Here is a 24,226-nt window from a genome sequence, read left to right as displayed (position 1 = left end):
ATGGAAGACTGGGTCATCGAGGACGAGGACATGCCGCTGGAGCGGAAGTCCCTCCTCCCCGGGAAGGGCTTTTTCGTCCCGGACAGCATCCACGAGGAGCGCAAGGACCGAGAGATTCGCGAGGAGGCCGAGGGCGCCGAGGTCCTCGTCGTCGCGGACCCGGACGCCGACGGGATGGCGTGCGCGGCCATCGTCCGCGAGGTGTACGGCGACGCGGCGCTCGTGCCCGCCGGCCCGCACGAGCTGGAGGACGGCCTGCGGCGCGCGGCAGAGTTCGGCGCGGACGGCGCGACGGTGTTCGTCTGCGACCTCTGCCCGGACGAGTTCCGGTACGTCGAGGACGAGCTCGCGTACCTCGTCGAGCACGCCGGCGAGGTGCGCTGGTTCGACCACCACCAGTGGACCGACGAGGTGGCCGAGGCCGTCCGCGAGGCGGGCGTCGACCTCGTTATCGGTGACTCCGAGGAGGAGTGCACGGCCGACGTGGCGGTGCGCTCCATCGACGAGGACCTGCCGCGGTACCTCAAAGAGCTCGCGGCGGTCACCCGCGACCACGACCTCTGGCTGAAGGAGGACCCGCGCAGCGACGACCTCGCTGACTACTCCTACTGGGTGGACACCGACGAGTACATGGAGACGATTCAGGAGCACGGCGCCGACCTCCCCGAGGACGTCATGGAGTTCCTCGAAGAGCGCCGCGTCGAGAAACACGACCTCATCGACCGCGCGGTCGACCGCGCGTCGATCCGCGAGGTCAACGGCTGGACCGTCGGCGTGACGTACGGCCGCTGCTCGCAGAACGAGGTCGCGGAGGCGCTGCGCGAGCAGGGCGCGGACGCCGCGGTCGTCGTGAAGCCGTCCGGGAGCGCGAGCATCCGCGGCACCGAGGGCTTCGAGCGCGCCCACGAGGTCGCCCGCCAGGTCAACGGCGGCGGCCACCCGAAGGCGGCGGGCTGCAAGCCCGACATCTACGAGGACATGCTGGACTACGCGAACCACTGGACGTCCCAGGGCGCGACCGCCAAGCAGGTCATCCTCGACGCCTTCCGGAACCTCGAACCGGAAGACGAGAGCGACGACGCCGACGAGGAATGAGCCTGGCGTTCGCGAGCGAGCGCCCGGTCGTCGGGATGGTCCATCTCGACGCGCTACCGGGCGCACCGGGCTTCGACGGCGACCGAGCCAGCATCCGCGAGCACGCGCTCCGGGACGCGCGCCGCCTCGAAGCCGGCGGCGTGGACGCGATTCTCGTGGAGAACTTCGGCGACGCGCCGTTCTACGCCGACGACGTGCCCAAACACGTTGTGGCGTCGATGGCTGCGCTCGCCCGCGACCTGCGCCGCGAGACGGACCTGCCGCTGGGCGTGAACGTCCTGCGGAACGACGCCGAAGCCGCGGTGTCGGTCGCCGCGGCGGCGGGCGCGGCGTTCGTGCGCGTGAACGTCCACACGAGCGCGCGCCTCACCGACCAGGGCGTCGTCGAGGGGGACGCAGCCGAAACCGTCCGCCTGCTGGACCGACTCGACGCGGACGTCTCGATTCTCGCGGACGTGAACGTGAAACACTCCGCGGCCATCGCGGAGCGGCCGCTGGAGGAGGAAGTGGACGAACTGCTCGGACGCGGCCTCGCGGACGGCCTCGTCGCCAGCGGCCCCGGCACTGGCGAGGAGGCCAGCCTCGACCACGTCGCCGACGTGGCCGCGGCCCGGGACGAACACGACGCCGACGCGCCGGTGTTCGTCGGCAGCGGCGTCACCCGGGAGACGGTCGTGGAGACGCTGGACGTGGCTGACGGCGCCATCGTCGGCACCGCGCTCAAGGAGGACGGCGAGACGACCGCGCCCGTCGACGAGTCCCGGGTGCGGGCGCTCGTCGACGCGAAAGCGTAGCTATTCTAGGTCCTCGCGCGTGGCGAGCGCGCCGCGCGCGCCCTTACCCGTGCAGTTCTGCGCGGCAGCGGCGGCAGCCACGCGGCCCGCTCGCGTCTTGTCGGCGTCCCCGAGCAGCCACGCGTGGGCGAGCGCGGCGGTGAACGCGTCGCCCGCGCCGGTCGTGTCCACGACGGCGGCGTCCACGGCAGGAACGCGCTCGACGCCGCTCCCGTCCGCGAGGAAGGCGCCGTCGACGCCGACCGTGACCGCGACGCGGGCGGCGCCGGCGCTCTGGAGTTCACGGGCGGCGGTTTCCGGTTCGCTGCCGAGGTACGAGCGGGCCGCGACCTCGTTCGTGACGAAGAGGTCCGCCGTCGCGGCGACCTCGTCGATGGCTTCGGGCGTGGCGCCGCGGCCGTCGAGCTCGGACAGCGGGCCCGCGAGGTCGAACGCCAGCGCAGAAAGTTCGCCGTGCTCGCGCATCGCGACGAGGTCGCGGACGACCTCGTCCGGGGCGTACGCGCTGGTGAACACGCAGTCCGCGTCGCGGAGACGGTCGCGGTCGCCGTCCGTGAGGCGGAGGCCGGGGACGCTGTCGCCGCCCGCGACGATCATGCGGTCGCCGTCCGGCCCGCGGAGAATCAGGCAGTACGACGTGGCGTCGTCGCCGCGACGCACGCCCGACGCGTCGACGCCCCACTCGTCGAGGGACGCGAGCACGCGGTCGCCGGCGTCGTCGCGACCGATTCGAGAGACGACGCCGGTGTCGTGGTCGAGCGCGGCGAGCGCGCACGCGACGTTCGCGGCGACGCCGCCCGCTCGCTCCTCGTCGTCGCGGACGAACGCGCCGCCGTCGCGCTCCGGGAGGTTCGACAGCGCGTACACGCGGTCGAGCACCGCGCTCCCGACCGCGACGACGCCGGCCATCTCAGCGCTCGCCGGCCAGCCACTTGTCGGAGTACGACTCCCCGCAGGAACAGTAGACGTACGCGTGGATGACGTCGCCCTCCGCGTACAGTCCGCCGACCTCGTCGTTCTGGGCTTCCGCGAACGAGAACGCGAACTCGGGGTGGTGGTCGCCGGGGCCGTCGGCGGCGTGCGGGCAGTCGCCGCCCGCGAGGTCCGCGTCCACGTGCCCGGGGTTGTCCATCGCGGCGGACCCGAAGTCCATCGCGCCCATGCCCGTTATCTTCCGGAAGACGCTGCGGCCGCGCTCGCCCTCGACGACGAGGACGACCCCGTCGTCGACGCGCTCGGCGTCCTCGCGGTCCGCGAGCGTGTCGATGTCGGAGACGTACGACTCGGAGAGGTAGAGTGCGACGTCGTCGGGCCGGTCGCCGGCGAGATACGCGTCGTAGTCGCTCACGACGACGAGTAGGCGTCGAACGCGAAAAAGACTGACTACTTACGCTTCGGCGGCGTCGGCGTCTTCCTCCTCGCCCTCGCCGTAGAGGTCCTCGACGGACTCCTCGCCGCGCTCCGCGATGGAGACGTTGAGCTGGGCGACGGCCTCGGAGACCTCCTTCCCGCGGACGGTGACGCGCTTGCGCTCGCCGTCGTTCTCGGGGTTGAAGCCGGGGCCGCCGGTGAGCAGGACGTCCTGGAGCTCGGCGCCGTTGACGTCGCTGCGGAGCGGGCGGCCGGCGGAGTCGCTGCCGCCGGTGATCTCGACCGTGTAGCCGTCGAGGCCGACGGCGCCGCCGTCGACCTCGTCGCCGATCTCGAGGCCGAGGAAGCGGTTCGCGTCCTGTCCGTCGACCTCGTGCTGGTAGCTTCGCCCCGACTCGGGGTCGGAGACGACAACTTGGAACGTGGCCATGCGTGAAACGAGTCGGGCGCAGTTCAAAAACCCGTCGAAGCCGCTCCCCCGGCTTCAGGCCCGCCCTCGGCCGCGAATCGGGGGCTCGACGGTTGCGGCCACCCGAGCGTTGAAGGTGGCATCCGTCTAACCGGACTGTGACTGCATGGACCGCGAACTCCTCACCGACCGCCTCGAAGCCGAGTTCGGCGGGACGCCCGCCGAGCGCCGCGTGGTCGCACGGATGGCCGGCGACCTCGCGGACGCCCGCGCGACAGACGACGACCTCGGCTTCGAACTCACCCCGGACGCCGTCGTGAACCAGCTAGCGGACGCGCCCGGCGGGTCGCCCGCCGAGCGCTGGAACTGGTGGATGGGCGCACTGGAGGCCGCCCACGGCGGCTACCGGCGGTTCCGCGTGACCGCGTGGCAGCGCGAGGACTCCTAGACGGAGCGCCGGCCGAGCGCGACGACGGCGCCCGCGACGGGGACGACGATCCACGCCGCGAGCGCCGCCAGCAGCACGGGTTGGCTGAGTCCGGTGCCGGTGAGGACCCCCGCGATGCCGCCCGCGGTCGTGGAGACGGTGCGGAGCACGAGCACGCGGAAGAGGTCCGCGGGGTTCGCGAGCACCGCCACCGAGATCGCCCACTGCGGGAGGTCGAAGGTGGCGACGGCGCCGAGCGCGACGAGGTCGTGGACGAGCACGAACCACACCCACGCCGCGAGCGCGCCGCCGAGCGCCCGCGTCTTCTCGCTGGCGAGCGCGGACGCGAGCACGCCGAGCGCGAGGAACGCGAGCGCGGCGGCGACCGCGACCAGGACGACCCACGCGTACCCGCCGACGACGCCCGCGCCGGCGTACCGGACGAGCAGCGCGCCGCCGGCCGCGAACCCGACGAGCATCCCGCCGCCGACGGCGACCGCGCGGCCCGCGTACTTCCCGACGACCACGGAGGCGTTCGACAGCGGGAGCGCGAGCAGCATCTCGAGGCTGCCGGACTCGTCGGCGCCGACGATGGCGTCGTAGCCCGCCGCGAGCGCGACCAGCGGGACGACGTAGACGCCGACCTGCGCGAAGCTCGCGAGCACCGCGCCGACCCGCGTCGGGCCGATCCCGGAGCCGCCGAGCACGACCAGCGCGAGGGAGAACAGCGCGAACACGACGGCGGCGCCGACCGCCCAGCGCCGCCGCACGGCGAGGCGGTACTCGCGGGCCGCGACCTCGACGGTGCCGCGGACGGCGTCCCGGAAGCCGCGGCCGCTCACGACGTCGGTCGCCGCGGCGCCGTCGGCCGCGAACTCCGGCGACTCGTCGACGACTGCGGCCGCGCCGCCGTCCGTCGCGGGGCGGTCGTCGGTTCCGGTGCTGTCGGTCGTCACGCCCGCTCACCCCCGTCTCCGTTCAGCGCGACGTCGCCGCCCGCGGCGACCTCCTCGCGGAACACCGCGTCGAGGCCGGGCTCCGTGACTTCCACGGACGCCACGTCGACGGTCTCACGGAGCGCGTCGAGCGCGTCGAAGACGCCGTCGCGCTCGCAGTCGAGGTGGAGCCGGGCGCCGTCGACGGCCACACCCCTGACAGCGGCGTGCTCGCGCAGGGCGGCAGCGGCCGCGGCGGGGTCGCTCGCGACGGTGGCGTCCACGGAGACGGTGTCCGCGGTCGCGCGCCGGAGGTCGTCGACGCCGCCCGAGACGGAGATGTCGCCGTCCTCGAGGACCGCGGCCCTGTCGCAGAGCCGCTCGATCTCCGGGAGGACGTGGGAGGTGACGAGCACCGTCACGTCCGTCTCGGTGGCGAGCGCGTCCACGATGGCGTGGAAGTCCGCGACGCCCGCGGGGTCGAGGCCGGCGGTCGGCTCGTCCAGCAGGAGCACGGCCGGGTCGCCGACGAGCGCGGTGGCGAGCCCGAGCCGGCGGTTCATCCCGTTCGAGTAGCCGCCGACGCGGCGGTCCGCGGCGTCCCCGAGGCCGACCGTCCGGAGCACGCGCTCGACGCGGCGGTCCCGCGTGTCCGCGGGGATGCCGCGGACGCGAGCGTGGAACGAGAGGACCTCGCGACCGGTCAGCGACGGCGGGAAGCCCGCGTGCTCGGGGAGGTAGCCGACGCGCTCGCGGAGCGCGGTGCCCGCCGACGGCGGCAGACCGGCAACCGTGACGCTGCCGGTGTCGGGCGTCTCGTGGCCGACGAGTAGCTTGAACAGCGTGGTCTTGCCGGCGCCGTTGCGGCCGACGAGGCCGAGCGTCTCCCCGCGGTCGACGGAGAAACTGGCGCCGTCGAGCGCGGTGACTGTGCCGTAGGACTTGCGTACGTCGCGGACGTCGATTGCTGGGTCACTCATAGTATCGCCTCCAGTCGTCGTGGGCGGGGGTCGAGAGCGGGTGGTGGTCGACGACGCCCGGCGCCGCCACGAGCGGCACCGAGCGGTCCGCCAGCCGCACCGCGTCGAACGCGGGGCTGGACGCGAACACCTTCGTCTCGGGGTGCTCGCGCGCGAGGTTCTCGACGGCGCCGTCGGGCCGGAAGCGGACCTCGCTGACGCCGTCGTGGTCGACGTCGACGGGACGGGCGTCGTCCCAGTAGTTGCCGCGCTCGCTGCCGTTCCAGGTGACCTGCTCGCCGACCACGGCGTACATCCCGTCCGCGTTGTCGACGAAGGAGTTCCCGGAGGCGTCCATGTCGACGCTGCCGGCGGTGAGGTGGACGCCGACGTCGTTGGCGAGCACGAGGTTGTCCCGGAACTCGTCGTCGAGGGAGTTGTAGACGAAGATGCCGTTGTCGTTGCCGACGAAGTCGTTGCCCGCGATGGTGGTGTGGTCGACCTCCTTCACGAGCGCGCCGTGGCCGCTGGTCCCGGTGTTGTTGGCGGCGACGTTGTCGACGATTTCGAGGTCGTCGGAGACCATCAGCGCGTACCCGACGTCGTTGTCGAAGGCGGTGTTGTTCGCGAGCCGGTTCCGGTCCGAGTACATGTAGTGGACGCCGTACCGGAGGTCCCACATCGTGTTGTTCGACGCGAGGACGCCAGAGCTCCAGGAGAAGTAGAGGCCGTCGCGGACGTCCGTGATGCGGTTGTCCGCGAGTTCGGCGTCGTCGGCGCGCCACAGCTGGATGCCGTTCCCGCGGTCGGAGGCGCGCTCGACGCTCGTGCGCCCGACGATGGTGGTGTTCGCGACGCGGGCGTCGGGCACGCCGTTCACCCAGACGCCGAACGTGGTGTTCGTCACGCGCGCGTCCGCGAGCGTGGCGTCCGGGGCGTCCACCCAGACGGCGGCGTCGTTGTCCGCCGTGCTGTAGCCGGCGTTGCGCACCCAGACGTCACGGACGGTCACGCCGCTGGCGTTCACGGTGACGACGTCGCCCTCGGCCTCGCCCGAGATGACCGACTGCGAGGGCGACTCGCCGGCGATGGTGACGTTCGGCGTCTCGACACTGACGGGGCCGGGGACGTGGCCGCGGACGTCGACGGTGTCACCGGGTTCGGCGGCGTCGACGGCGGCCGCGAGGGAGTCGTAGCGCTCGCCGTCGATTGCGGCGTGGCCGTCGCCCCGCGCGCCGACGGCGTCCGTCTCGAAGTCGTACTCGGCAGGGACGGACGCGTCGAACGCCACGTCGGGTTCGCCCGCGGCGTCGTCGCTGGGGGCGGCGACGACGGCGCCGACGCTCACCACGAGGAGGGCGACGGCGGCGACCGCGAACCCGCGCTCGATGCGTCGGTCACGCACGCGCGGTCACCTCCCTGCCTCCGCGTCCTCGGGCGCGCCGCGGCCCGTCACGCGCGCCGCGAGGTCGCCGAACGTCGCGTCGCTGTCCCGGAAGTAGAACGCGACGACGAGCAGCCCGACCGCGACCATCGCCATGTACGCGCCGAGCCCGAAGCGGCTGTGGCTGGTGATGTTCGCGACCTGGTACTGCCCCCACAGCGGCGGCGTGAACCCCTCGACGCCCATCACGGGCGCGTCCGGGTCGAGGGTGTGGCCGGCCTGGTAGAGCCGGTACTGGATGTCCGCCAGCATCACGCCGAACACGACGACCGTGCCGACGAGCTGGGCGGTCAGCCCGCGTTTGAGGCGGCGCGCGTCCGGCGCCAGCGAGACGAACAGCGTGGCCGCCGACACCGCGACGAACGCCAGCGGGCCGAACGACCACTCCGGCACGTCGATGGCGTACGGGTGGGGCTCGTAGTTCGGCTGCCAGTACACGGGGTCCGGGTAGTAGAACCCGATGTACTTGTTGAGGTTCGCCATCTCCACGTAGTCGCCCGCGATGCGGGGGTAAGCGTACAGTTCGAGGTGCAGCGTCGTCGACGGGTACTGCACCGCGTCCACGGAGATGCGCCACATCGGGAAGAACAGCGCCGCGACGAACAGGCCCGCGGCTAGGAGGGGGAGCGCGCGCCGGAGCTCGCGGAACGCCGAGGCGTCTGGTATCTCGTAGTCCATAGTGTCACCTGCCGGGGTTCGGGGGACGAACCACCGGTTGCGACCCCCGCGGGCCGCGCCGACACGCCGCGCGTGCCGGCGACCCCGGGAGGCCGCCGATGGTCGCCGAGTGGACGACAGACGGCGAGGGAGTCAGTCGTCGCGCGGTTCGACGAGCATCCGCGAGCGCATCTCCAGGTGGAGCGCGCTGCAGAAGTACGTACAGTAGATCCAGTAGACGCCCGGCTCCTCTGCCGTGAACGTCGCCTGCCGGGTGTCCTGGGGCGCGATGGCGAGGTGGACGTCGTGCTCGGGGACGGCGACGCCGTGGATGACGTCGCGGACGCCCTCGATGTTCGTCACCGTGAGCGTCACCTCGTCGCCCTCCTTGACGGTGAAGTCCTTGAGGCCGTACTCCGAGCGCATCGAGGACGTCTTCACGTGCACGGAGTTCTCGCCCGTGCGCTCGACGCCGGAGTCGGCCTTCGTGACGAACGGCTTCTCGCCCTCGTAGTCGGCCTTGTCCCACGTCTCCGCGGGGTCGAGCTTGTCCTTGTGCGCGAACACGCAGTCGTGGGGTTCCGGATAGGCGGGGTGGTCGGCGACCAGCTCCATCTCCTTCTCGCCCTGCCCGATGTGGATGAGCTGGTCGTTGTCCGGGTGGATGGGGCCGACCGGCAGGAAGCGGTCCTTCGAGAGCTTGTTCAGGCTCACCAGCCACTCGCCGTCCGGGTCCGTCGTCATCGCCTCGACGGCCTGGATGTGGCCGGGGTTGTAGTGGACGTCCTGTTTCTCGATGACGGGGTCCGAGGAGCCCTCCTCGGCCTCGACGGCCGCCTCGATGTCCCACTTCACGGCCTGGGAGTCGATGAACAGCGACGTGTACGCGTGGCCGTTCCCGTCGAAAGTCGTGTGCAGCGGGCCGAGGCCGACGTTCGGCCGGCCGGCGACGACGTCGTCGGGGTCGCTGGACGAATCGAGCGCGTCGATGTCGAGGATGGTGACCGTCGGCGAGAGCTTCCCCGCGACGAACGCGTAGTCGCCGTTCGGCCCGACCTCCACGCAGTGCGGGCTCTTCGGCGTCGGGATGTACCGCACGATGGGGTCGCCGCCCTGGTTCAGCGAGCTGTCCTGCGTGCCGTCGACGACGGGCACGCCGTTGACCTCCTCGTACTCGCCGGCCTCGACGGCCTCCTCGATGGCGGGCACGTCGAACGCCTTCACGTAGTCGCGGTCGTCGCGGGTCATCTCCGTGACCGTGACGCCGCCCTCGTCGTTGTACGCCGACGAGATGGCCCAGCGGCCGTCCTTGTCGGTGTCGACGATGTCGAGGTTGCCGTCGACTTTGACCTGCCACTGGGTCTCCATCGATTCGGGGTCGATGGCGGAGAACAGCGACACGTACTCGTCGGGGTTGTCGAGGTCGCGGCCGTCGTTCGGCAGCGGCGTGCGGAACTCGCCGTTCCCGAAGATGTACTCCGTGTCCGGGCTCTGCACGGAACACCCGTGGATGGCCTGCATGTTCGGGACGTCCGTGATCGCGTCCGTCTCGAAGTACTTCAGGTTCACGCGGGCGATGCGGCCGTTGGCCTTGTCGTTCACCCAGAGGTACTCGCCGTCGTAGTCGCCGTCCGTCTCCGACAGCACGGGGTGGTGGTTGTCACCCCACGTGTAGTCGCCGGCGCCTTCGAGCATCTCCGCGGTCTGGTCGTCGTAGCCGTAGCCGCGGCCGGCCTCCGTGTTGAACACGGGGATGCGCATCAGCTCCCGCATCGACGGGATGCCGACGATGCGGATCTCGCCGGACTGACCGCCCGACCAGAACCCGTAGTACTCGTCGTGCTCGCCGGGCGCGACCTTGTGGTCGGGCGTCGACCCGCCCGAACTGGTCGTGGTGTTCGAACTGCCGCCGCCGATGTTGCCCGAACAGCCAGCCAGCCCCGCCATCGCGCCGGTCGCGATGCCCGCCTTCACGAAGTCGCGGCGGTTGAGCTCCAGGCCGGCGAGCTCCAGCGTCGTCGAGTCGTCGTCGGGCGTCGGTTCGTCGACCTCCGCGAGCAGGTCGTCGAGTTGCTGTTCGTGTCGCTCGACGACCGCCTCGGGGTCGAGGGCGTCGTCGCCGTCGTCGGCTGTGTGTTCGGACATTCAGACCACTCGGACGTAGCCGACCATCCCGCTGGCCTCGTGCGGGATGCAGTAGTACTCGTACTCGCCGGTCGTCTCGAACGTGTGCTCGTAGGTCTCGCCCTCCGGGACGTTGCCCTCCTGGCCGCTGTTGTAGCCGTCGATGGCGGCCTGCTCGGCGTCGAAGCCGCCGGACGCGAAGTACTCCGCGCCGTCCGGGATGGCGTCCTCGTAGGCGGTGACCGTGTGGCCGACCGCACCGGTCGTCTCCCAGGTCACCGTGGTGCCCGCCTCGACCTCGATGCGCACGGGGTCGTAGGCGAGCTGGTCGTTCATCGCGACTTCGCTCGTCTGCACCCACTCCTCGCCGGAGCCGCCGCCGCTCTCGGTCTCGGTCGGCTCGGCAGTCGTCTCGTCGCCGCCGGAGTCGCCATCGCCGCCGGAACAGCCGGCGAGCGCTGCGACGCCGACGACGCCAGTGCTTGCGAGGAACCGTCTTCGCGTGTAGTGCTCGTCCATGCTTGCCTCACGTCGTCGGTCAGAGTCACACACACGTAAACCGGAAACCACAGTTCAAGAACTCGGGAACGCAGCCGAACGTGTTCGCCCGGGGAAGGAGGGGCGAACCGCCGCTTCCCACGGTAGCGCACCGCACACCGCCGCGGCTCGAGGTTCGAGTCCCTCGCGGGGAACCCGGACCGACGGAGCCAAGCGCCGCCGCGCGCTACCGCGAGTATGGACCTGCGGTTCCTCGGCGGCGCCCGCGAGGTCGGCCGGAGCGCGGTGCTCGTCGACGACTCGCTGCTGCTCGACTACGGCATGAAGCCCGGGACGCCGCCGAGCTACCCCGCGGACGTCGACCCGGACGCGGTCGTCGTCAGCCACGGCCACCTCGACCACGCGGGCGCCGTCCCCGGGCTCGTCGCCGGCGGGCGGCGCCCGCCGATTCACTGGACGCCGCCCACCCGAGACCTCACGCGCCTGCTCGCGGAGGACACGCTCAAGCTACAGGGCGGCGGCGAGCGCGGCGGCCGCCACGACTGCCCGTTCACGCGCGCGGAAGTCGCCGCGCTCGGCGAGGTCTCCGAGACGCACGGCTACGGGGAGACCTTCGAGGCCGCCGGCTACGAGGTGACGCTGTACGACGCGGGCCACATCCCCGGGAGCGCACACGTCCTGGTGGACAGCGCGGGACGAAGTCCCGCGAGCAATCGGACCGAGTCCGATGACGACGGAGACACCCGACTGCTGTACACGGCGGACTTCAACACGGAGGACCAGCGACTGCTCGCCGGCACGACCGCCCGGCCCGACGCCGACGTGGTCGTCACCGAATCGACGTACGCGGACGTGACCCGGGACGACCGCGCGAGCATCGAGGACGCGTTCGCGTCGTCGGTCGCGGAGACGGTTCGCGGCGGCGGGACGGCCGTCGTTCCGGCGTTCGCTATCGGTCGCACACAGGAACTGTTCATGGTGTGCGCCGCCCACGACATCCCGTGTTACGTGGACGGGATGGGCGTCGCCGTCACCGAGCGATTCAAGCAGACCAGCGAGTTCCTCCGCGACCCCGAGGCGTTCCGCGCGGCCTGCGGGCACGCGCGCTTCCTCGACGCCTCGACGCGGAACGGTCAGCGGAAACGAATCGCGGAGAAACCGACGGCCATCGTCACAACTGCCGGGATGCTCTCGGGCGGCCCAGCGATGACGTACGTCCCCGAAATCGCGGGCAACCCCCAGCACGAGCTCGCGCTCACGGGGTATCAGGTCGAAGGCACGCCGGGCCGCGACCTCCTCGATACGGGCAGCGCCGAAATCGACGGCCGCCACCTCCGCGTCGCCGCGCGCGTCCACAGCTACGACTTCTCCGCGCACGCCGACCGCGAAGGACTACGGGAGTTCCTCGACGACTACCGCGGCGCCGAGGTGCTCGTCAACCACGGCGACCGCTGCGAGTGGTTCGCCGACGAACTGCGCGCGGACGGCTACGACGCCAGCGCGCCCGAGCGGAACGCGACAGTTTCGGTGTAGCTACTCGTCGCTCTCGGCGCGCTCGGCGTAGGCTTCGAGTTCGCCCGCGAGCTCGCGGGCCTCGTCCGGGGAGAGCGTCGCGCGCTCGGCGTGAGCCGGCACGCGCTCGGTGTCCGTGTTGTCGAGTTCGAGTTCGACGAGCACGTCGCCGTCGTCGGCGGTGACGTTGAGCACGGCGAGGGCGTCCTCCGTCCAGCCGTGACCCTCCGCCTCGCCGTCGAGGAGCGTGAACGTCGTGTACGCGTTGACCTTGATGATGCGGTCGGCCATGCGGGACGAACGCGGGACAACCCCGTGGGTGTTACGACAGCGACAACGGAGACGCGGAGAACGGGGAGAGAGGAGAGCGCGGCAGCGTGCGCCGTCAGTCGTCCGCGGAGATGGGTTCGCCCTCGCCGTCGGTCGGCGCGGGGCTGGCGCCCATGTCGTCGTCGTCCGCGTACGGGTACCACGTCATCTTCGTGTTGTGCATGTACGGGTCCTCGTAGTCGGTCTCCTCGGGGTCCGCGAGCTCCTGGAGCGCGTCCTCGTCCTGGCGCTGGATGAACTCCCGGAACGTCTCCCCGTCCTGGCGCCGGTCCTCGTAGGTCGCCAGGAGGTTCTGGATGTACCCCGGTACCTCGTCGGCGGGGACGCGCATCTCCACCCACTCCGCGAAGTGGGGGTTCTCGCCGAGCCCGCCGCCGAGCCCGACGTCGAGAGCTTCCACGGGTTCACCGTCCTTGCGAGTCTTCATCCCGCGGAGGCTGACGTCCGCGATCTGGGGCTGCGCGCACGACGCCGTGCAGCCCGAGAGGTGGATGTGGAAGTCCGTCACGCCCTCGGGAACGTCGACGTTCTCCTTCAGCCAGCGCGCGTACCGCACCTGGCGGTTCTTCGTCTCCACGATGGACAGCGAGCAGAACTCGGTGCCAGTGCACGCGATCGAGCCCCGCATGAACGGGTGGGGTTCCGGCGAGTAGTCCTCCAGCAGGTCCTCGGCGAGGAAGTCGTCGAGATCCTCCTCGGGGATGTCCGTCACGATGACGTTCTGGCGCTGGGTCAGGCGGACCTCGCCGCTGCCGTACTCGTCGGCGAGCTCCGCGAGCTCGTAGGTAGCGTCGACGCCCATCCGCCCGACGAGCACGTTCAGGCCGACGTAGTAGTTGCCGTCGGGCTGCTCGTGGACGCCGACGTGGTCGCCGTGCTCGTGGCCGCCCGCGTTGTACGTGTACTGGTCGCGGAGGTCGTCGCCCGCGGTTTCGAGGTCCCAGTCGGTGTAGTCCTCCTGGAGGACGCGCCGGACCTTCTCGGCGCCCCACTCGTCGACGAGGAACTTGATGCGCGCGTTGTAGCGGTCCTCGCGGTCGCCGTGGTCGTTGAACAGCTCCGTCGCGGCGGCCGCGATGTCCGTGGCCTTCTCCTCGGGCACCCAGATGTCGACGTCGCGGGCGAGCCGCGGCTCCTTGCGGGAGAGCCCGCCGCCGATGCGGACGTTGAACCCGAGCTCGCCGTGCTTCTCGGCGGGCTCGAACGCGAGGTCGTTGATGTCACCCTGCCCGCAGCCCTGGTCGCAGCCCGTCACCGAGACCTTCCACTTCCGCGGGAGGTTCGCGTAGTCGTCGTCACCCTTGAACGTCTCGTGGAGCTCCTCCGCGACCGGCCACGCGTCGATGTGCTCGTGGGTGTCCTTCCCGGCGACCGGACAGCCGACGATGTTCCGCCAGGAGTCACCGCAGGCCTGCTGGGTGGAGAGGCCGTTCGCCTCGAGCTTCTCGAAGATGTCCGGCACGTCCTCCAGTTTGATCCAGTGGAGCTGGATGGACTGGCGGGTCGTCCAGTCGCAGTACGCCGCGCCGAACTCCGGGTTGTCGACCGGGCCGCGGGCGTACTCGTCGGCGATCTCCGCGACCGTCTCCAGCTGGCCGGGCTCGAGGACGCCGTTCGGCGTCCCGATGCGCATCATGAAGTAGCTCTCCTGGCCCTTCCGCTGGTGGTACAGCCCCCACCACTTGAAGCGCTCGAACCACTCGTCGTGCTCCTCCTCGGGGATGGCGTCCCACCCCTCCTCCGCGAACCGGAAGAGATGCTCCCGGATCTCGTTACCGTAGACCTCGTCCTTCCAGCGCTCGACGTCCGTGGGCATATACACACATACTGGGGGCTCTCCCTTACCAAGGCGCGCTTGGTGTCAAGGTTCCCCGCGGCCGACCGGTACCGGATACACTTACCGCTATCGCCGAACACCTTCGACCGGCTCGAAGCCCTCGTCCGTGACCTTCCCCACGGGCAGCCACGGCGTCGTTCCGGACTCCCCGCAGTTCAGGCAGTGGCCGTGCGCGCGGGCCTCCACCCGTCGGCCGTCCGCGCCCACGTCCACGAACGCTTCGACCACGAGCCACGCGAGCGCGCACGAACAGAAGCCCTCCGCGACCGGCCACACCTCGCTGGTGCCCGCCGCGCGCTCGTCGTTCACGCTCACCCACGCGGCGTCGTCGAGCAGCCGCAGTCGCGTCGCCATACCACTACTCCGCGACCCGCACCCGTCCACCCGTCGGCGCGGGCAACGCCTGCCAGTCGTCGGAAGTACCGTCAAGGCCCGCCGGTATCGGCCAGTGCTGGCGGGCATTGCGCCCGAAGCGGCAGTTAACCGTTCCCGCGCCATACCGGGAAACATGCCTACCCGAGTGCGCGGCAAGCGCCAGCACGCGTCCGTCGACGCCGCACCCGAACTGTTCGACGAGGAGGTGGACGGCGAGTGAACCAGCACGCCGAACGCGACGCCGACCGCGCGGAGACACAGGACCGCGACGACGACCACCTCGCCGACGTGGAACCCGGCGCCGGCTGCACGGAGATCTGGGAGCACCTCTCCGAGCGCCGCGAGAACCACGACGACGAGGAATAGGTGTTTTACGCCCCAGGCCGCTACTGGACGTATGACTGACGAGGAACCGATTCCGCCGACGGACCGCGAGTCGCCCGTCGGCGAGCCGGTCGTCCGCGGCGACGAGCGAGTCACCGGCGAGCACGCCCGCGAAGCCGTCTCGTTCGACCCCGACGACCCCGAGAGCGTCGCCGAAGCCGCCGAGACCGTCGGCGCGTTCGCGCGCAACGAGCTCGGCGACAGCCACCTCTACATGCTCCGGGGCGCCGCCGCCTGCGCCGCGCTCGTCCGCGCCGAGAACTCCTACAAGGCCGCCGCCGAGCGCGCGGACGGCGACGTCGGCGTCTCCTTCATCCGGAAGTGGGCGCGCGTCCACGACCTCCCGCGGGCCGTCCGCGAGCACGTCGCCGCCGGCCACATCCCGCCGACCGCCGCGAAACACATCGCGCGCGTCGGCGGCGACGACCGCTACCTCCTCGCGTGGGCGGTCGTCGACAACGAGCTCACCGTCCGTGACGTCCGCCGCGCCGCCAGCGCCGTCAACGACGGCGACGACCTCGACGACGTCCTCGAAGAGCTCGGCGTCACGCCGGGAGCGCTGACGGTCACGCTCCCAGCGCCCGTCTACAGGGACCTCCGACGGCAGGCCACAGTTTCGGACCGCGACCCCGACGACGTCGTCGCCGACGCGCTCCGCGAGTACCTCTAGTTCTCCTCGGTGAGGAAGCCAGCGGCCGCGTCCGCGAGCACGTCCACCGCCGTGTCTACCTCCTCGAAGTCGATGGTCTCGTCCGGGAAGTGCGCCTGCTCGATGTCCCCCGGCCCGAACATCACGGTCGGAATGCCCGCCTCGATGTAGTGGCGGGCGTCCGCGCCGTACGTCACCCCCCTGGGCTCCGTCTCGTCGAGACCGTGCGCCTCCATCGCCGACTGGACCGCCTGCACGACCGGCTCGGCCGGGTCGATCTCGGAGGCCTCGAACTGGACGGTGAACCGCTCGAACGCCGGCGGGTGCTCGGCGAGCCACTCGCTGTCCGCGACGACACCGGCGAGGCGCTCCTCGAACGCCGCCTCGACCTCGGCGACGGTCTCCCCCGGCGCGACGCCGATGCGCCACTCCCCGGTCAGCGACGCCGGTACCGTCGACGCCCACTCGCCCGCCTCGACGGTCCCGCAGACCACCGGCCACTTCGTCGGGAACTCCTCGTACAGCGGGTGCGTGACGTGCTCCTCGCGCTCGGCAGCGAGGGCTTCGAACGCCTCCCGGATCGCGTCGAAGTGGTCGAGGACGGACTCCCCCGCCCACGGCGTCGCCGCGTGCGCGGACCGGCCGGTCAGTTCGAGTCGCTTCATCAGGCTCCCCTCCGAGGCGACGACGGGCGTCAGCGACGTCGGCTCCGCGATGATCGCCGCGTCGCGCTCGAACGGGTACGGGTTGTCCAGCGCCGCCGTCGCCGCGCCGACGCCGCCGGCCTCCTCGCCGACTACGCCCTCGACAACCACGCGGCCGTCGACGTCGTCTCGGTCCGCGAGTTCGAGCGCGGCGTACACGCACGCCGCCAGCCCGGCCTTCATGTCCGCCGCGCCGCGCGCAGTCAGCTCGTCGCCGTTCCACCGCGCCTCGAACGGCGGCGACGACCACACGCCCTCGTCCGCGGGCACGACGTCCACGTGGCCGTTCAGTACGATCGTCGGGCCGGCGTCCGGGTCGCCGAGCTCCAGGACGCCGCCGACGCTGCGCCGGTCGGCGGCTCGAATCTCGCGCGGGTCGTCCGGGAACGACCGGTGCCCCGCGAGCAGTTCCGCGTCCACCTCCCACTCGTACCTCTCGAAGCCGAGTTCGGCCAGTCGCGCCGCGAACCACGCCGACACCGGCGCCTCCGCCGCGTCCGTCGACTCGAACGCGACGAGCGCCGACGCGAACTCGCGCACTCCGTCCATACGCTCCGGTTCCCCGACGCCCGCGTAAGCGTTTCGCTGGATGGTAAACGTTTAACCTCGCGCTGCCCGAGTTGGAATCGAGGGCCGATAGCTCAGTTCGGCAGAGCGTCTGGCTTTTAACCAGACGGTCGAGGGTTCAAATCCCTCTCGGCCCGCTTCTGCTGCGAAGACCGCTACCGCGCAGCGTTGCCACTCGCCAGCGTCGAGAACTGAGAGAACGCTACCGCGTCTGCGTGTGTGCGAGCCAGACGAGCGCGACGCCGAGCGCGACGGCGGCGAGCGAACCGACAACCTGGAGGACGGTGACGCCGGCGCTGTTCGCGTGCTGCCACGGCATCCCGACGAGCGACCCGATACCGACGAGCGCGACGAACGCGCCGACGAGAACGCCGTAGACGTCGAGCGTGTCCGCGAACGGATGTTGCATGCACGACGCCTCGCCGCGGAACACGTTAACGGTGACGGAACGACCCAGCGGCGTCAGTACCGCGACGGCAGGAACGCCAGCATGATCAACAGCGCGGCCGCCAGCCCGCTCAGGATGACGATACCCCAGAGGCCGTTCGTGCGCTCGTGGAACTCCTGCTGGGCCGCCACGTCGGAGTTGTAGTCCGCGTAGTCGGTCGTCAACTGGAGGACCGTCCCGCCAGTCTGCTGTTCGAAGTGCGCGAGGTACGGCGTACCGCTCTCACCGAGCGTCGCGTTCGCGCCCTCCTCGAAGCTGACCTCGTTCGTCCGCGGCGCGAACCACTCGATCGTCACCGTCTCGTTGGTGACCGACGCCACGGTCGTCTCGTTGTCGTTGTCCGGGAGCGCTATCTGGTCGCCCTCCGAGAACGAGTGCACCGTCGGCTCGCCGACGTACTCGCTACGTTCGACGAGGCGGCGCTCGCCATCCTCCTCGACGATGACGTACGTCGTACCGTTCTGCTCGACGGTCGGCCGGTCGACAGTCTGGACCTCGCGGAGCTCGAACTCCGTCGGATCAGACTGGTTCGGGACCGCGACCGTGTAGTTGTCGCCCTCGTAGACGACCGTGTCCTCGGGCGCCCACTCCGCCGTGTACCGCGCGGACTCGTTCGTCCACTGCGCGGTCGCGGAGCCGTCACCGACCTCCGTGAAGTTGTACGTCGTTCCTTCGATCGTCGGCTGGTCACCCGCCACGACCGTGTGATCCGGGTTCTCCAGGGCTACCTCCGGCTGCTGGGCGACACCGATGAACGAGTACGCACCGGCCGCCAACAGAAGGAAGATTGCGACGGACACCGCCGCAGCACCTCGTTGCATACTCGATGCGTGGAGAGGCCGGCGTATAATCGTTACTTTCCAGACCCGTACTTGACGGCGCGCATGTAGACTCCCGTCGACGAGGGCGTGCGGTACGATCGGCTACAAGGAGAACGAACTCCGAGAATGAAAGCCAAGGGCCGGATTTGAACCGGCGATGGGCGGCTCTGCAGGCCGCTGCGTTAGGCCGAACTCTGCCACCTTGGCACCGTCTGGTGGTACTGCGCTCGCTCGCTTAAACGTAGCGGTACGGAGTGTCGCCACTTCGCGCTACAAATGCAGAAAGCCCCGAACAGCGTCACAGCTGTTCGAGGCTTGATGAAGTATGAATAGCAGGCGGCGAACCGGATTTCCCAGAGGCTCGCGCACTCCAGTACTGACCGGAACGCAGGCGGGCTTATCTTCCGTGTTCGGGATGGGTACGGGAGTTCCCCCGCCGCTATGGCCGCCTTAATACCGACCAACGGAATCGAACCGTTGTCCCCGGACAGAAGTCCGGGACGCCAGTATCGGCGAACGTCCGTGTGTAAGTGCAATCCAGTTAACGCCTGGACTCGACCACGTAGTGTGGTGAGTGCATGAGTGTGTGGCATTCGGTCGGTTAGTGCTCGCGGGCTGAACGTCTCGTTGCCTTGACGCGTACACCCCGAGTCTATCGAACTCGTCTTCTACGAGAGACCTCGACGGTGATTCTTTTCCAGGTGGGTTTCGAGCTTAGATGCATTCAGCTCTTACCCCGTGGTGCGTAGCTGCTCGGCACTTGCCCTCTCGGACAACCGATACACCAGTGGCACCCGTTCATAGTTCCTCTCGTACTATATGAACGTTCCTGTCAATCACCTTAACACCCCCAATAGATAGCAGCCGACCTGTCTCACGACGGTCTAAACCCAGCTCACGACCTCCTTTAATAGGCGAACAACCTCACCCTTGCCCGCTTCTGCACGGGCAGGATGGAGGGAACCGACATCGAGGTAGCAAGCCACTCGGTCGATATGTGCTCTTGCGAGTGACGACTCTGTTATCCCTAAGGTAGCTTTTCTGTCAGCAATGGCCCGCATCAAGCAGGCTCATTGGTTCGCTAGACCAGGCTTTCGCCTCAGCGTCCCTCGTTGTGTAGGACACTGTCAGACTACCTTTTGCTCTTGCGCTCTTCTCCGGGTCTCCGACCCGGATGAGGTAGCCTTAGGGCGCGCTCGATATCTTTTCGAGCGCGTACCGCCCCAGTCAAACTGCCCGGCTACCGGTGTCCTCCTCCCGGAGTGAGGGTCACAGTCACTGACGGGTAGTGTTTCATGGCTGACTCGGTGGCATGCTAGCGCATGTACCTGTGTAACGTCTCCTACCTACCCTGCACATCAGCGACCGTGTCCCAGCGACAGCCTGCAGTAAAGCTCTATAGGGTCTTCGCTTCCCCTTGGGGGTCTCCAGACTCCGCACTGGAACGTACAGTTCACCGGGCCCAACGTTGGGACAGTGAGGCTCTCGTTGATCCATTCATGCAAGCCGCTACTGAAGCGGCAAGGTACTACGCTACCTTAAGAGGGTCATAGTTACCCCCGCCGTTAACGGGTCCTTCGCCCCATTGTACTGGGTGTTCAGATACCCGCACTGGGCAGGATTCAGTGACCGTACGCGTCCTTTCGGATTTGCGGTCACCTATGTTGTTATTAGACAGTCGGAGCCTCCAAGACACTGCGACCTGCCCAATTGCTGGGCAGGCATCCCTTATCGCGAACTTACGGGACTAACTTGCCGAATTCCCTAACGTCGGTTGTTCCCGACAGACCTAGGCTTTCGCTGCCAGAGCACCTGTGTCGGATCTTGGTACGGACATCGTGCTCGTCTTTTCACGGGCCCCAGATTGACTCGAGTTTCCCTATCCCGCCGTTCGTCCGCTTCCTGCCATTACGGCTTCCACGGACTTGGACGGTTCGACCGGGCGAAAACCCGGCTCGAGCTGCTCCGAGGCGTCGACTTTCACTGCACGATGGCACGGGAATATTAACCCGTTTCCCTTTTGACCCGCTCGAATTACGACGGGACTTAGGACCGGCTAACCCTCGGCTGATAAGCATTGCCGAGGAACCCTTGCTCTTCTCGGTCGTCGGGGTTCTAACCCGACTAACGCTGCTACTATGGCCAGGATTTTCTTCCCCATTCGGTCCACTCGAGTTCTCACCCGAGCTTCCGCCCGAACAGAGTGCCAACCTACTGGATCACGCTGTCACGCGTGCCGTTAGGTCTCGGTGGTGAACTTGAGCCCCGATCATTTTGGGCGCCCCGAACCTCGGCCGGTAAGCTGTTACGCTTTTCTTGGAGGGTAGCTGCTTCTAAGCTCACCTCCCGGCTGTCTAGGGCTCGGGACCACCTTCAATCGCACTTAGCTCACACTTTGGGACCTTAACCTAACTCTGGGTTGTCTCCCTCACGGTGCACAGGCTTACCCCGCACACCGGATTCCCTGCGTCAGCGGCGTTCGTAGGTTCGGAGTTCGACAGGAGGGCCAACTCCTCTCGGAGTTGGACCCTCCAATCGGTAGCTCTACCCCACGAACTACCTCAGCAGAGGTCATGCTTCGACATGTTTCGGTTGGAACCAGCTGTTGCCAGATTCGATGGGCCTTTCACCCCTACACGTAGGTCACGGGAGGGTATTGAAAGACACCAACCCTAACAGACCTCCACATGGCTTTCGCCATGCTTCATCTTGCCCACGCGTAGATCATCTGGTTTCGGGTCGTGTCCGTTTGACTCCCCGCGCTTGAACACGGTGGCCCTGGTGCAAAGCACTGCGGCCATATCGGTTTCCCTACGCCTCCCCGGATACTCCGGTTAGACTCGTCAAACAGACACACTCCCTGGCTCGTTTTTCAAAACGTACGACGGAACATCGGCTCCTCACAGGTCCTACTACAGGCTCGCGCCTGACTCGTTCCCAGTGAGGCCTTTTATGCCCCGTCGCTCCATCGCCACCTGATTTCAAGCCCTATTTCACCCCCCTTTGTGGGGTGCTTTTCAGCGTTCGTTCACACTACTTGTTCACTATCGGTCTCGGAGAGTACTTAGTCTTGGCAGTCGATGCCTGCCATCTTCACGAGGGATTTCCGACCCCCGCTACTCTGGAGCTGGCTCACGACGTACTTGTTCTCGATACGGGGCTGTCACCCTGTATCGCGCTCCGTTTCAGGAGACTTCGCGAGAACGTTCTGTCGATGCATGCCAGTCCGAACACCACATTGCCCAGAAGGCTTCGGTTTGGACTGGGCCGCGTTCATTCGCCATTACTAACGGCGTCCCATTCGGTTTCTCTTCCTGGCCGTACTGAGATGTTTCAATTCCGGCCGTTCCCCATTGCGCGAAGCAATTGCGGTGGGGATTCCCATTAGGAGATCCTGAGTTCTTCGCCTCCGTGCGGCTCCCTCAGGCTTATCGCAGCTTGGCACGTCCTTCGTCGGCATCCGAGCCGAGCTATCCACCAGGTGGCACAGTAGCCACGTTGGTTGTCAGCTGCAGAGCAGCTGACGATGGTACTCAACCACACGAAGTGGTCGAGGATTGTTGGCGGTGAAGCCAACGACGATGAATGTTGACTGCAGAGCAGCCAACGGATGCTCAACACGTAATGGTTGAGCGCTGTTGAGTCACGGATGTGACCAACAGTCGGTACTCGACCACGGTGGTCGAGTCCAGTGAGCGCCTGGATTGCACTTACACACGGCCGTCATCGCACGTCCTCGTGGTGAACGAGGAGCGTACATAGACCCTTCCCACCCGCACTTTCGCGGGGTGGTGCATCAGTCTTCGTCGGGATTCATCGTACCGCCGTCTCCCACTTAAGGGACACGGTTTGAGATGAGTCCCGAACGGGATGGACCCACTGGGATTCGAACCCAGGGCATCCTCCTTGCAAAGGAGGCACTCTACCACTGAGCTATGGGCCCACCTCCCGAATCGGGAGGGGTTACGTTAGCCTTGATGGTTTGTAGGTGTCCAACTGGTCACGGCGTCGTCGAAAGGTGGGCCAGGGCAACGCCCTGGTCCCGATCGTTAGGAGGTGATCCAGCCGCAGATTCCCCTACGGCTACCTTGTTACGACTTAAGCCCCCTTGCGGAGCCCAGATTCGACCGGCGTATGCCGGCCTCATCCGAACCCCACTCGGGTGCTTTGACGGGCGGTGTGTGCAAGGAGCAGGGACGTATTCACCGCGCGCTTCTGACACGCGATTACTACCGAATCCAGCTTCATGAGGGCGAGTTTCAGCCCTCAATCCGAACTACGATCGAGTTTAGGAGATTAGCGCCTCCTCTCGGAGTTGCATCCCATTGTCTCGACCATTGTAGCCCGCGTGTTGCCCAGCTCATTCGGGGCATACTGACCTACCGTTGCCCGTTCCTTCCTCCGCTTTGGCAGCGGCAGTCCACCTAATGTACCCAGCTACCCAAAGGGTACTGCTGGCAATTAGGAGTGCGGGTCTCGCTCGTTGCCTGACTTAACAGGACGCCTCACGGTACGAGCTGACGGCGGCCATGCACCTCCTCTCAGTAGCGTCGGGTAAAGTCATCAACCTGACCGTCATTACTACTGTCGGAGCTGGTGAGATGTCCGGCGTTGAGTCCAATTAAACCGCAGGCTCCTCCGGTTGTAGTGCTCCCCCGCCAATTCCTTTAAGTTTCATCCTTGCAGACGTACTTCCCAGGCGGCCCGCTTCTCGGCTTCCCTACGGCACAGCGCAGGCTCGTAGCCTGCGCCACACCTAGCGGGCATCGTTTACAGCTAGGACTACCCGGGTATCTAATCCGGTTCGAGACCCTAGCTTTCGTCCCTCACTGTCGGATCCGTCCTCCTGAGGCGCTTTCGCCACCGGTGGTCCGTCCAGGATTACAGGATTTCACTCCTACCCCGGACGTACCCCTCAGGTCTTCCGGTCCCAAGCCGAACAGTTTCCGCTGGACGCCTGCTCGTTAAGCGAACAGATTTCCCAACGGACTTGTCCGGCCAGCTACGGACGCTTTAGGCCCAATAATATCGGCCATCACTCGGGCTGCCGGTATTACCGCGGCGGCTGGCACCGGTCTTGCCCAGCCCTTATTCGTACACCACCTTACGGTGTACAAAAGTGAAGGCTCTATGCCTTCACACTCGGAGTCCCCTTATCGCACTTGCGTACAGTGTAAAGGTTTCGCGCCTGCTGCGCCCCGTAGGGCCCGGAATCTTGTCTCAGATTCCGTCTCCGGGCTCTTGCTCTCACAACCCGTACCGATTACTGGCACGGTGGGCCGTTACCCCACCGTCTACCTAATCGGCCGCAGCCACATCCTGTGGCGCCGTAGCGTTTCCAGCTCCGTCCATTCAAGGAGTGGAGCGTTATTGGGAATTAGCCTCAGTTTCCCGAGATTGTTCCCATCCACAGGGTAGTTTGGCCACGTGTTACTGAGCTTTCCGCTGCGGGTCTAAACCCGCACAACTAGCATGGCTAAATCGGACTCCGATAGCAATGGCCTCCGGCAGGATCAACCGGAATGTTTGCTGGGGTTAAACCCCAGCGACCAGAACTAAAAGTCCTGGTTTGGCGGGAACACAAAGTGTTCCTCATAGCCACGACAAAGCGCCGTGGCCAGTTGGATGTCACCAAACCATCAAGGCTAACATCAGATTCCATCTTGTACGGCGGACCGCAGGGGTGGAATCCTCATTCCTTCGGACCTGAACGTAGTCCGCGGCGGGCTATAAACCCATCGGACTTCGCTCGGCCCAAGACGACGTTCGCATTACCACCGACGCCCCGTTATTACTTAAGGGCATCGAACCTCACTCGTGAGAGTGAGATCGAAGCCCAGACGGGCGCCGAGATCATGCGTCAGTCGACCGGATAGACCCGGACGA

General features: G+C 67.7%; 21 protein-coding genes, 3 tRNA genes and 3 rRNA genes. 7 read left to right on the top strand and 20 right to left on the bottom strand.

The genetic code is table 11. The features are described from left to right. Nucleotides 1-1,095: a recombinase RecJ gene (locus G9C83_RS01710; protein WP_167244393.1), complete on the top strand. Its 1,095-nt coding sequence runs from the start codon at nucleotides 1-3 to the stop codon at nucleotides 1,093-1,095. After that, nucleotides 1,092-1,889, top strand: a complete 798-nt coding sequence (locus G9C83_RS01705; RefSeq protein WP_167244392.1) for a BtpA/SgcQ family protein — start codon at nucleotides 1,092-1,094, stop codon at nucleotides 1,887-1,889. The genes G9C83_RS01710 and G9C83_RS01705 overlap by 4 nt, the downstream gene beginning before the upstream one ends. Here the strand turns inward: G9C83_RS01705 and G9C83_RS01700 are convergent, their stop codons facing one another. The 3 genes from G9C83_RS01700 to G9C83_RS01690 are packed head-to-tail and all read right to left on the bottom strand — an operon-like array spanning nucleotide 1,890 to nucleotide 3,690. Beyond that, a complete protein-coding gene (locus tag G9C83_RS01700) occupies nucleotides 1,890-2,798 on the bottom strand; it encodes a carbohydrate kinase family protein (protein ID WP_167244391.1) in 909 nt (302 codons plus the stop codon). A gap of 1 nt (nucleotide 2,799) precedes the next feature. Next, on the bottom strand, nucleotides 2,800-3,237 hold the full coding sequence (locus tag G9C83_RS01695; RefSeq protein WP_167244390.1) for a DUF5807 family protein: 438 nt from the start codon (nucleotides 3,235-3,237) through the stop codon (nucleotides 2,800-2,802). 39 nt (nucleotides 3,238-3,276) lie between these two features. After that, nucleotides 3,277-3,690 (bottom strand): 30S ribosomal protein S6e, encoded by a 414-nt coding sequence (locus G9C83_RS01690; protein WP_167244389.1) that lies wholly within the window; start codon nucleotides 3,688-3,690, stop codon nucleotides 3,277-3,279. A gap of 145 nt (nucleotides 3,691-3,835) precedes the next feature. Between G9C83_RS01690 and G9C83_RS01685 the strand changes: the two genes are divergently transcribed. Then, a complete protein-coding gene (locus tag G9C83_RS01685) occupies nucleotides 3,836-4,117 on the top strand; it encodes a hypothetical protein (protein ID WP_167244388.1) in 282 nt (93 codons plus the stop codon). Here G9C83_RS01685 and G9C83_RS01680 read toward each other — a convergent pair. The 6 genes from G9C83_RS01680 to G9C83_RS01655 form a co-directional block, all read right to left on the bottom strand. Continuing rightward, nucleotides 4,114-5,052, bottom strand: a complete 939-nt coding sequence (locus tag G9C83_RS01680) for an ABC transporter permease (RefSeq protein ID WP_347877766.1) — start codon at nucleotides 5,050-5,052, stop codon at nucleotides 4,114-4,116. The genes G9C83_RS01685 and G9C83_RS01680 overlap by 4 nt on opposite strands. Further along, nucleotides 5,049-6,011 carry an ABC transporter ATP-binding protein gene (locus G9C83_RS01675; RefSeq protein ID WP_167244387.1) on the bottom strand — a complete coding sequence of 321 codons (963 nt, stop codon included), beginning with the start codon at nucleotides 6,009-6,011 and terminating at the stop codon, nucleotides 5,049-5,051. Before G9C83_RS01675 ends, G9C83_RS01680 begins: the two co-directional genes overlap by 4 nt. Next, a complete protein-coding gene (nosD, locus tag G9C83_RS01670) occupies nucleotides 6,004-7,395 on the bottom strand; it encodes a nitrous oxide reductase family maturation protein NosD (protein WP_167244386.1) in 1,392 nt (463 codons plus the stop codon). Before nosD ends, G9C83_RS01675 begins: the two co-directional genes overlap by 8 nt. A 6-nt stretch (nucleotides 7,396-7,401) precedes the next feature. Beyond that, nucleotides 7,402-8,112, bottom strand: a complete 711-nt coding sequence (locus tag G9C83_RS01665) for a hypothetical protein (RefSeq protein WP_167244385.1) — start codon at nucleotides 8,110-8,112, stop codon at nucleotides 7,402-7,404. Nucleotides 8,113-8,244: 132 nt separating this feature from the next. Further along, complete coding sequence (gene nosZ, locus G9C83_RS01660; protein WP_167244384.1) at nucleotides 8,245-10,236, bottom strand: TAT-dependent nitrous-oxide reductase; 1,992 nt, start codon at nucleotides 10,234-10,236, stop codon at nucleotides 8,245-8,247. Then, the gene (locus G9C83_RS01655; RefSeq protein WP_167244383.1) at nucleotides 10,237-10,734 is read right to left on the bottom strand and encodes a plastocyanin/azurin family copper-binding protein; all 498 of its coding nucleotides are present in this window, start codon (nucleotides 10,732-10,734) and stop codon (nucleotides 10,237-10,239) included. Between the two features lie 216 nt (nucleotides 10,735-10,950). On the opposite strand from G9C83_RS01655, the gene G9C83_RS01650 reads away from it, so the two are divergent. Continuing rightward, the gene (locus tag G9C83_RS01650) at nucleotides 10,951-12,246 is read left to right on the top strand and encodes an MBL fold metallo-hydrolase (RefSeq protein ID WP_167244382.1); all 1,296 of its coding nucleotides are present in this window, start codon (nucleotides 10,951-10,953) and stop codon (nucleotides 12,244-12,246) included. Here G9C83_RS01650 and G9C83_RS01645 read toward each other — a convergent pair whose 3' ends face one another. The 3 genes from G9C83_RS01645 to G9C83_RS01635 all read right to left on the bottom strand — a co-directional run bounded on the left by G9C83_RS01645 (nucleotide 12,247) and on the right by G9C83_RS01635 (nucleotide 14,746). Continuing rightward, nucleotides 12,247-12,516: a DUF6360 family protein gene (locus G9C83_RS01645; RefSeq protein WP_167244381.1), complete on the bottom strand. Its 270-nt coding sequence runs from the start codon at nucleotides 12,514-12,516 to the stop codon at nucleotides 12,247-12,249. 94 nt (nucleotides 12,517-12,610) lie between these two features. Continuing rightward, nucleotides 12,611-14,371 carry a ferredoxin--nitrite reductase gene (locus G9C83_RS01640; RefSeq protein WP_167244380.1) on the bottom strand — a complete coding sequence of 587 codons (1,761 nt, stop codon included), beginning with the start codon at nucleotides 14,369-14,371 and terminating at the stop codon, nucleotides 12,611-12,613. A gap of 87 nt (nucleotides 14,372-14,458) precedes the next feature. Beyond that, complete coding sequence (locus G9C83_RS01635; protein WP_167244379.1) at nucleotides 14,459-14,746, bottom strand: hypothetical protein; 288 nt, start codon at nucleotides 14,744-14,746, stop codon at nucleotides 14,459-14,461. A gap of 237 nt (nucleotides 14,747-14,983) precedes the next feature. Here G9C83_RS01635 and G9C83_RS01630 point away from each other — a divergent pair, with 237 nt between their 5' ends. Further along, complete coding sequence (locus G9C83_RS01630; RefSeq protein WP_167244378.1) at nucleotides 14,984-15,133, top strand: hypothetical protein; 150 nt, start codon at nucleotides 14,984-14,986, stop codon at nucleotides 15,131-15,133. A gap of 31 nt (nucleotides 15,134-15,164) precedes the next feature. Then, nucleotides 15,165-15,821 (top strand): hypothetical protein, encoded by a 657-nt coding sequence (locus G9C83_RS01625; RefSeq protein ID WP_167244377.1) that lies wholly within the window; start codon nucleotides 15,165-15,167, stop codon nucleotides 15,819-15,821. On the opposite strand, the gene G9C83_RS01620 is transcribed toward G9C83_RS01625, so the two are convergent. Next, nucleotides 15,818-17,053 carry a M20/M25/M40 family metallo-hydrolase gene (locus tag G9C83_RS01620; RefSeq protein WP_167244376.1) on the bottom strand — a complete coding sequence of 412 codons (1,236 nt, stop codon included), beginning with the start codon at nucleotides 17,051-17,053 and terminating at the stop codon, nucleotides 15,818-15,820. The two genes, G9C83_RS01625 and G9C83_RS01620, sit on opposite strands and share 4 nt — an antisense overlap. Before the next feature lie 81 nt (nucleotides 17,054-17,134). Here G9C83_RS01620 and G9C83_RS01615 point away from each other — a divergent pair. Then, a tRNA-Lys gene (locus G9C83_RS01615) sits at nucleotides 17,135-17,208 on the top strand. Between the two features lie 65 nt (nucleotides 17,209-17,273). On the opposite strand, the gene G9C83_RS01610 is transcribed toward G9C83_RS01615, so the two are convergent. The 7 genes from G9C83_RS01610 to G9C83_RS01580 all read right to left on the bottom strand — a co-directional run bounded on the left by G9C83_RS01610 (nucleotide 17,274) and on the right by G9C83_RS01580 (nucleotide 23,864). Further along, nucleotides 17,274-17,480, bottom strand: a complete 207-nt coding sequence (locus G9C83_RS01610; protein WP_167244375.1) for a hypothetical protein — start codon at nucleotides 17,478-17,480, stop codon at nucleotides 17,274-17,276. Nucleotides 17,481-17,533: 53 nt separating this feature from the next. Beyond that, complete coding sequence (locus tag G9C83_RS01605) at nucleotides 17,534-18,340, bottom strand: hypothetical protein (protein WP_167244374.1); 807 nt, start codon at nucleotides 18,338-18,340, stop codon at nucleotides 17,534-17,536. 131 nt (nucleotides 18,341-18,471) lie between these two features. Next, nucleotides 18,472-18,547: transfer RNA gene (locus G9C83_RS01600), tRNA-Cys, on the bottom strand. Between the two features lie 124 nt (nucleotides 18,548-18,671). Continuing rightward, nucleotides 18,672-18,793 (bottom strand): 5S ribosomal RNA (gene rrf / locus G9C83_RS01595). Nucleotides 18,794-18,921: 128 nt separating this feature from the next. Next, a 23S ribosomal RNA gene (locus G9C83_RS01590) occupies nucleotides 18,922-21,842 on the bottom strand. Between the two features lie 369 nt (nucleotides 21,843-22,211). Next, nucleotides 22,212-22,283, bottom strand: a tRNA-Ala gene (locus G9C83_RS01585). 108 nt (nucleotides 22,284-22,391) lie between these two features. After that, nucleotides 22,392-23,864: ribosomal RNA gene (locus tag G9C83_RS01580) — 16S ribosomal RNA — on the bottom strand. Together the 16S, 23S and 5S rRNA genes with 2 tRNA genes alongside form the textbook arrangement of a ribosomal RNA operon. Nucleotides 23,865-24,226 lie beyond the last annotated feature (362 nt).

It is taken from the genome of Halobacterium sp. R2-5 (genome assembly GCF_011734195.1).
GTDB lineage: Archaea > Halobacteriota > Halobacteria > Halobacteriales > Halobacteriaceae > Halobacterium.
This window is presented reverse-complemented; position numbering and strand designations above follow the sequence as displayed.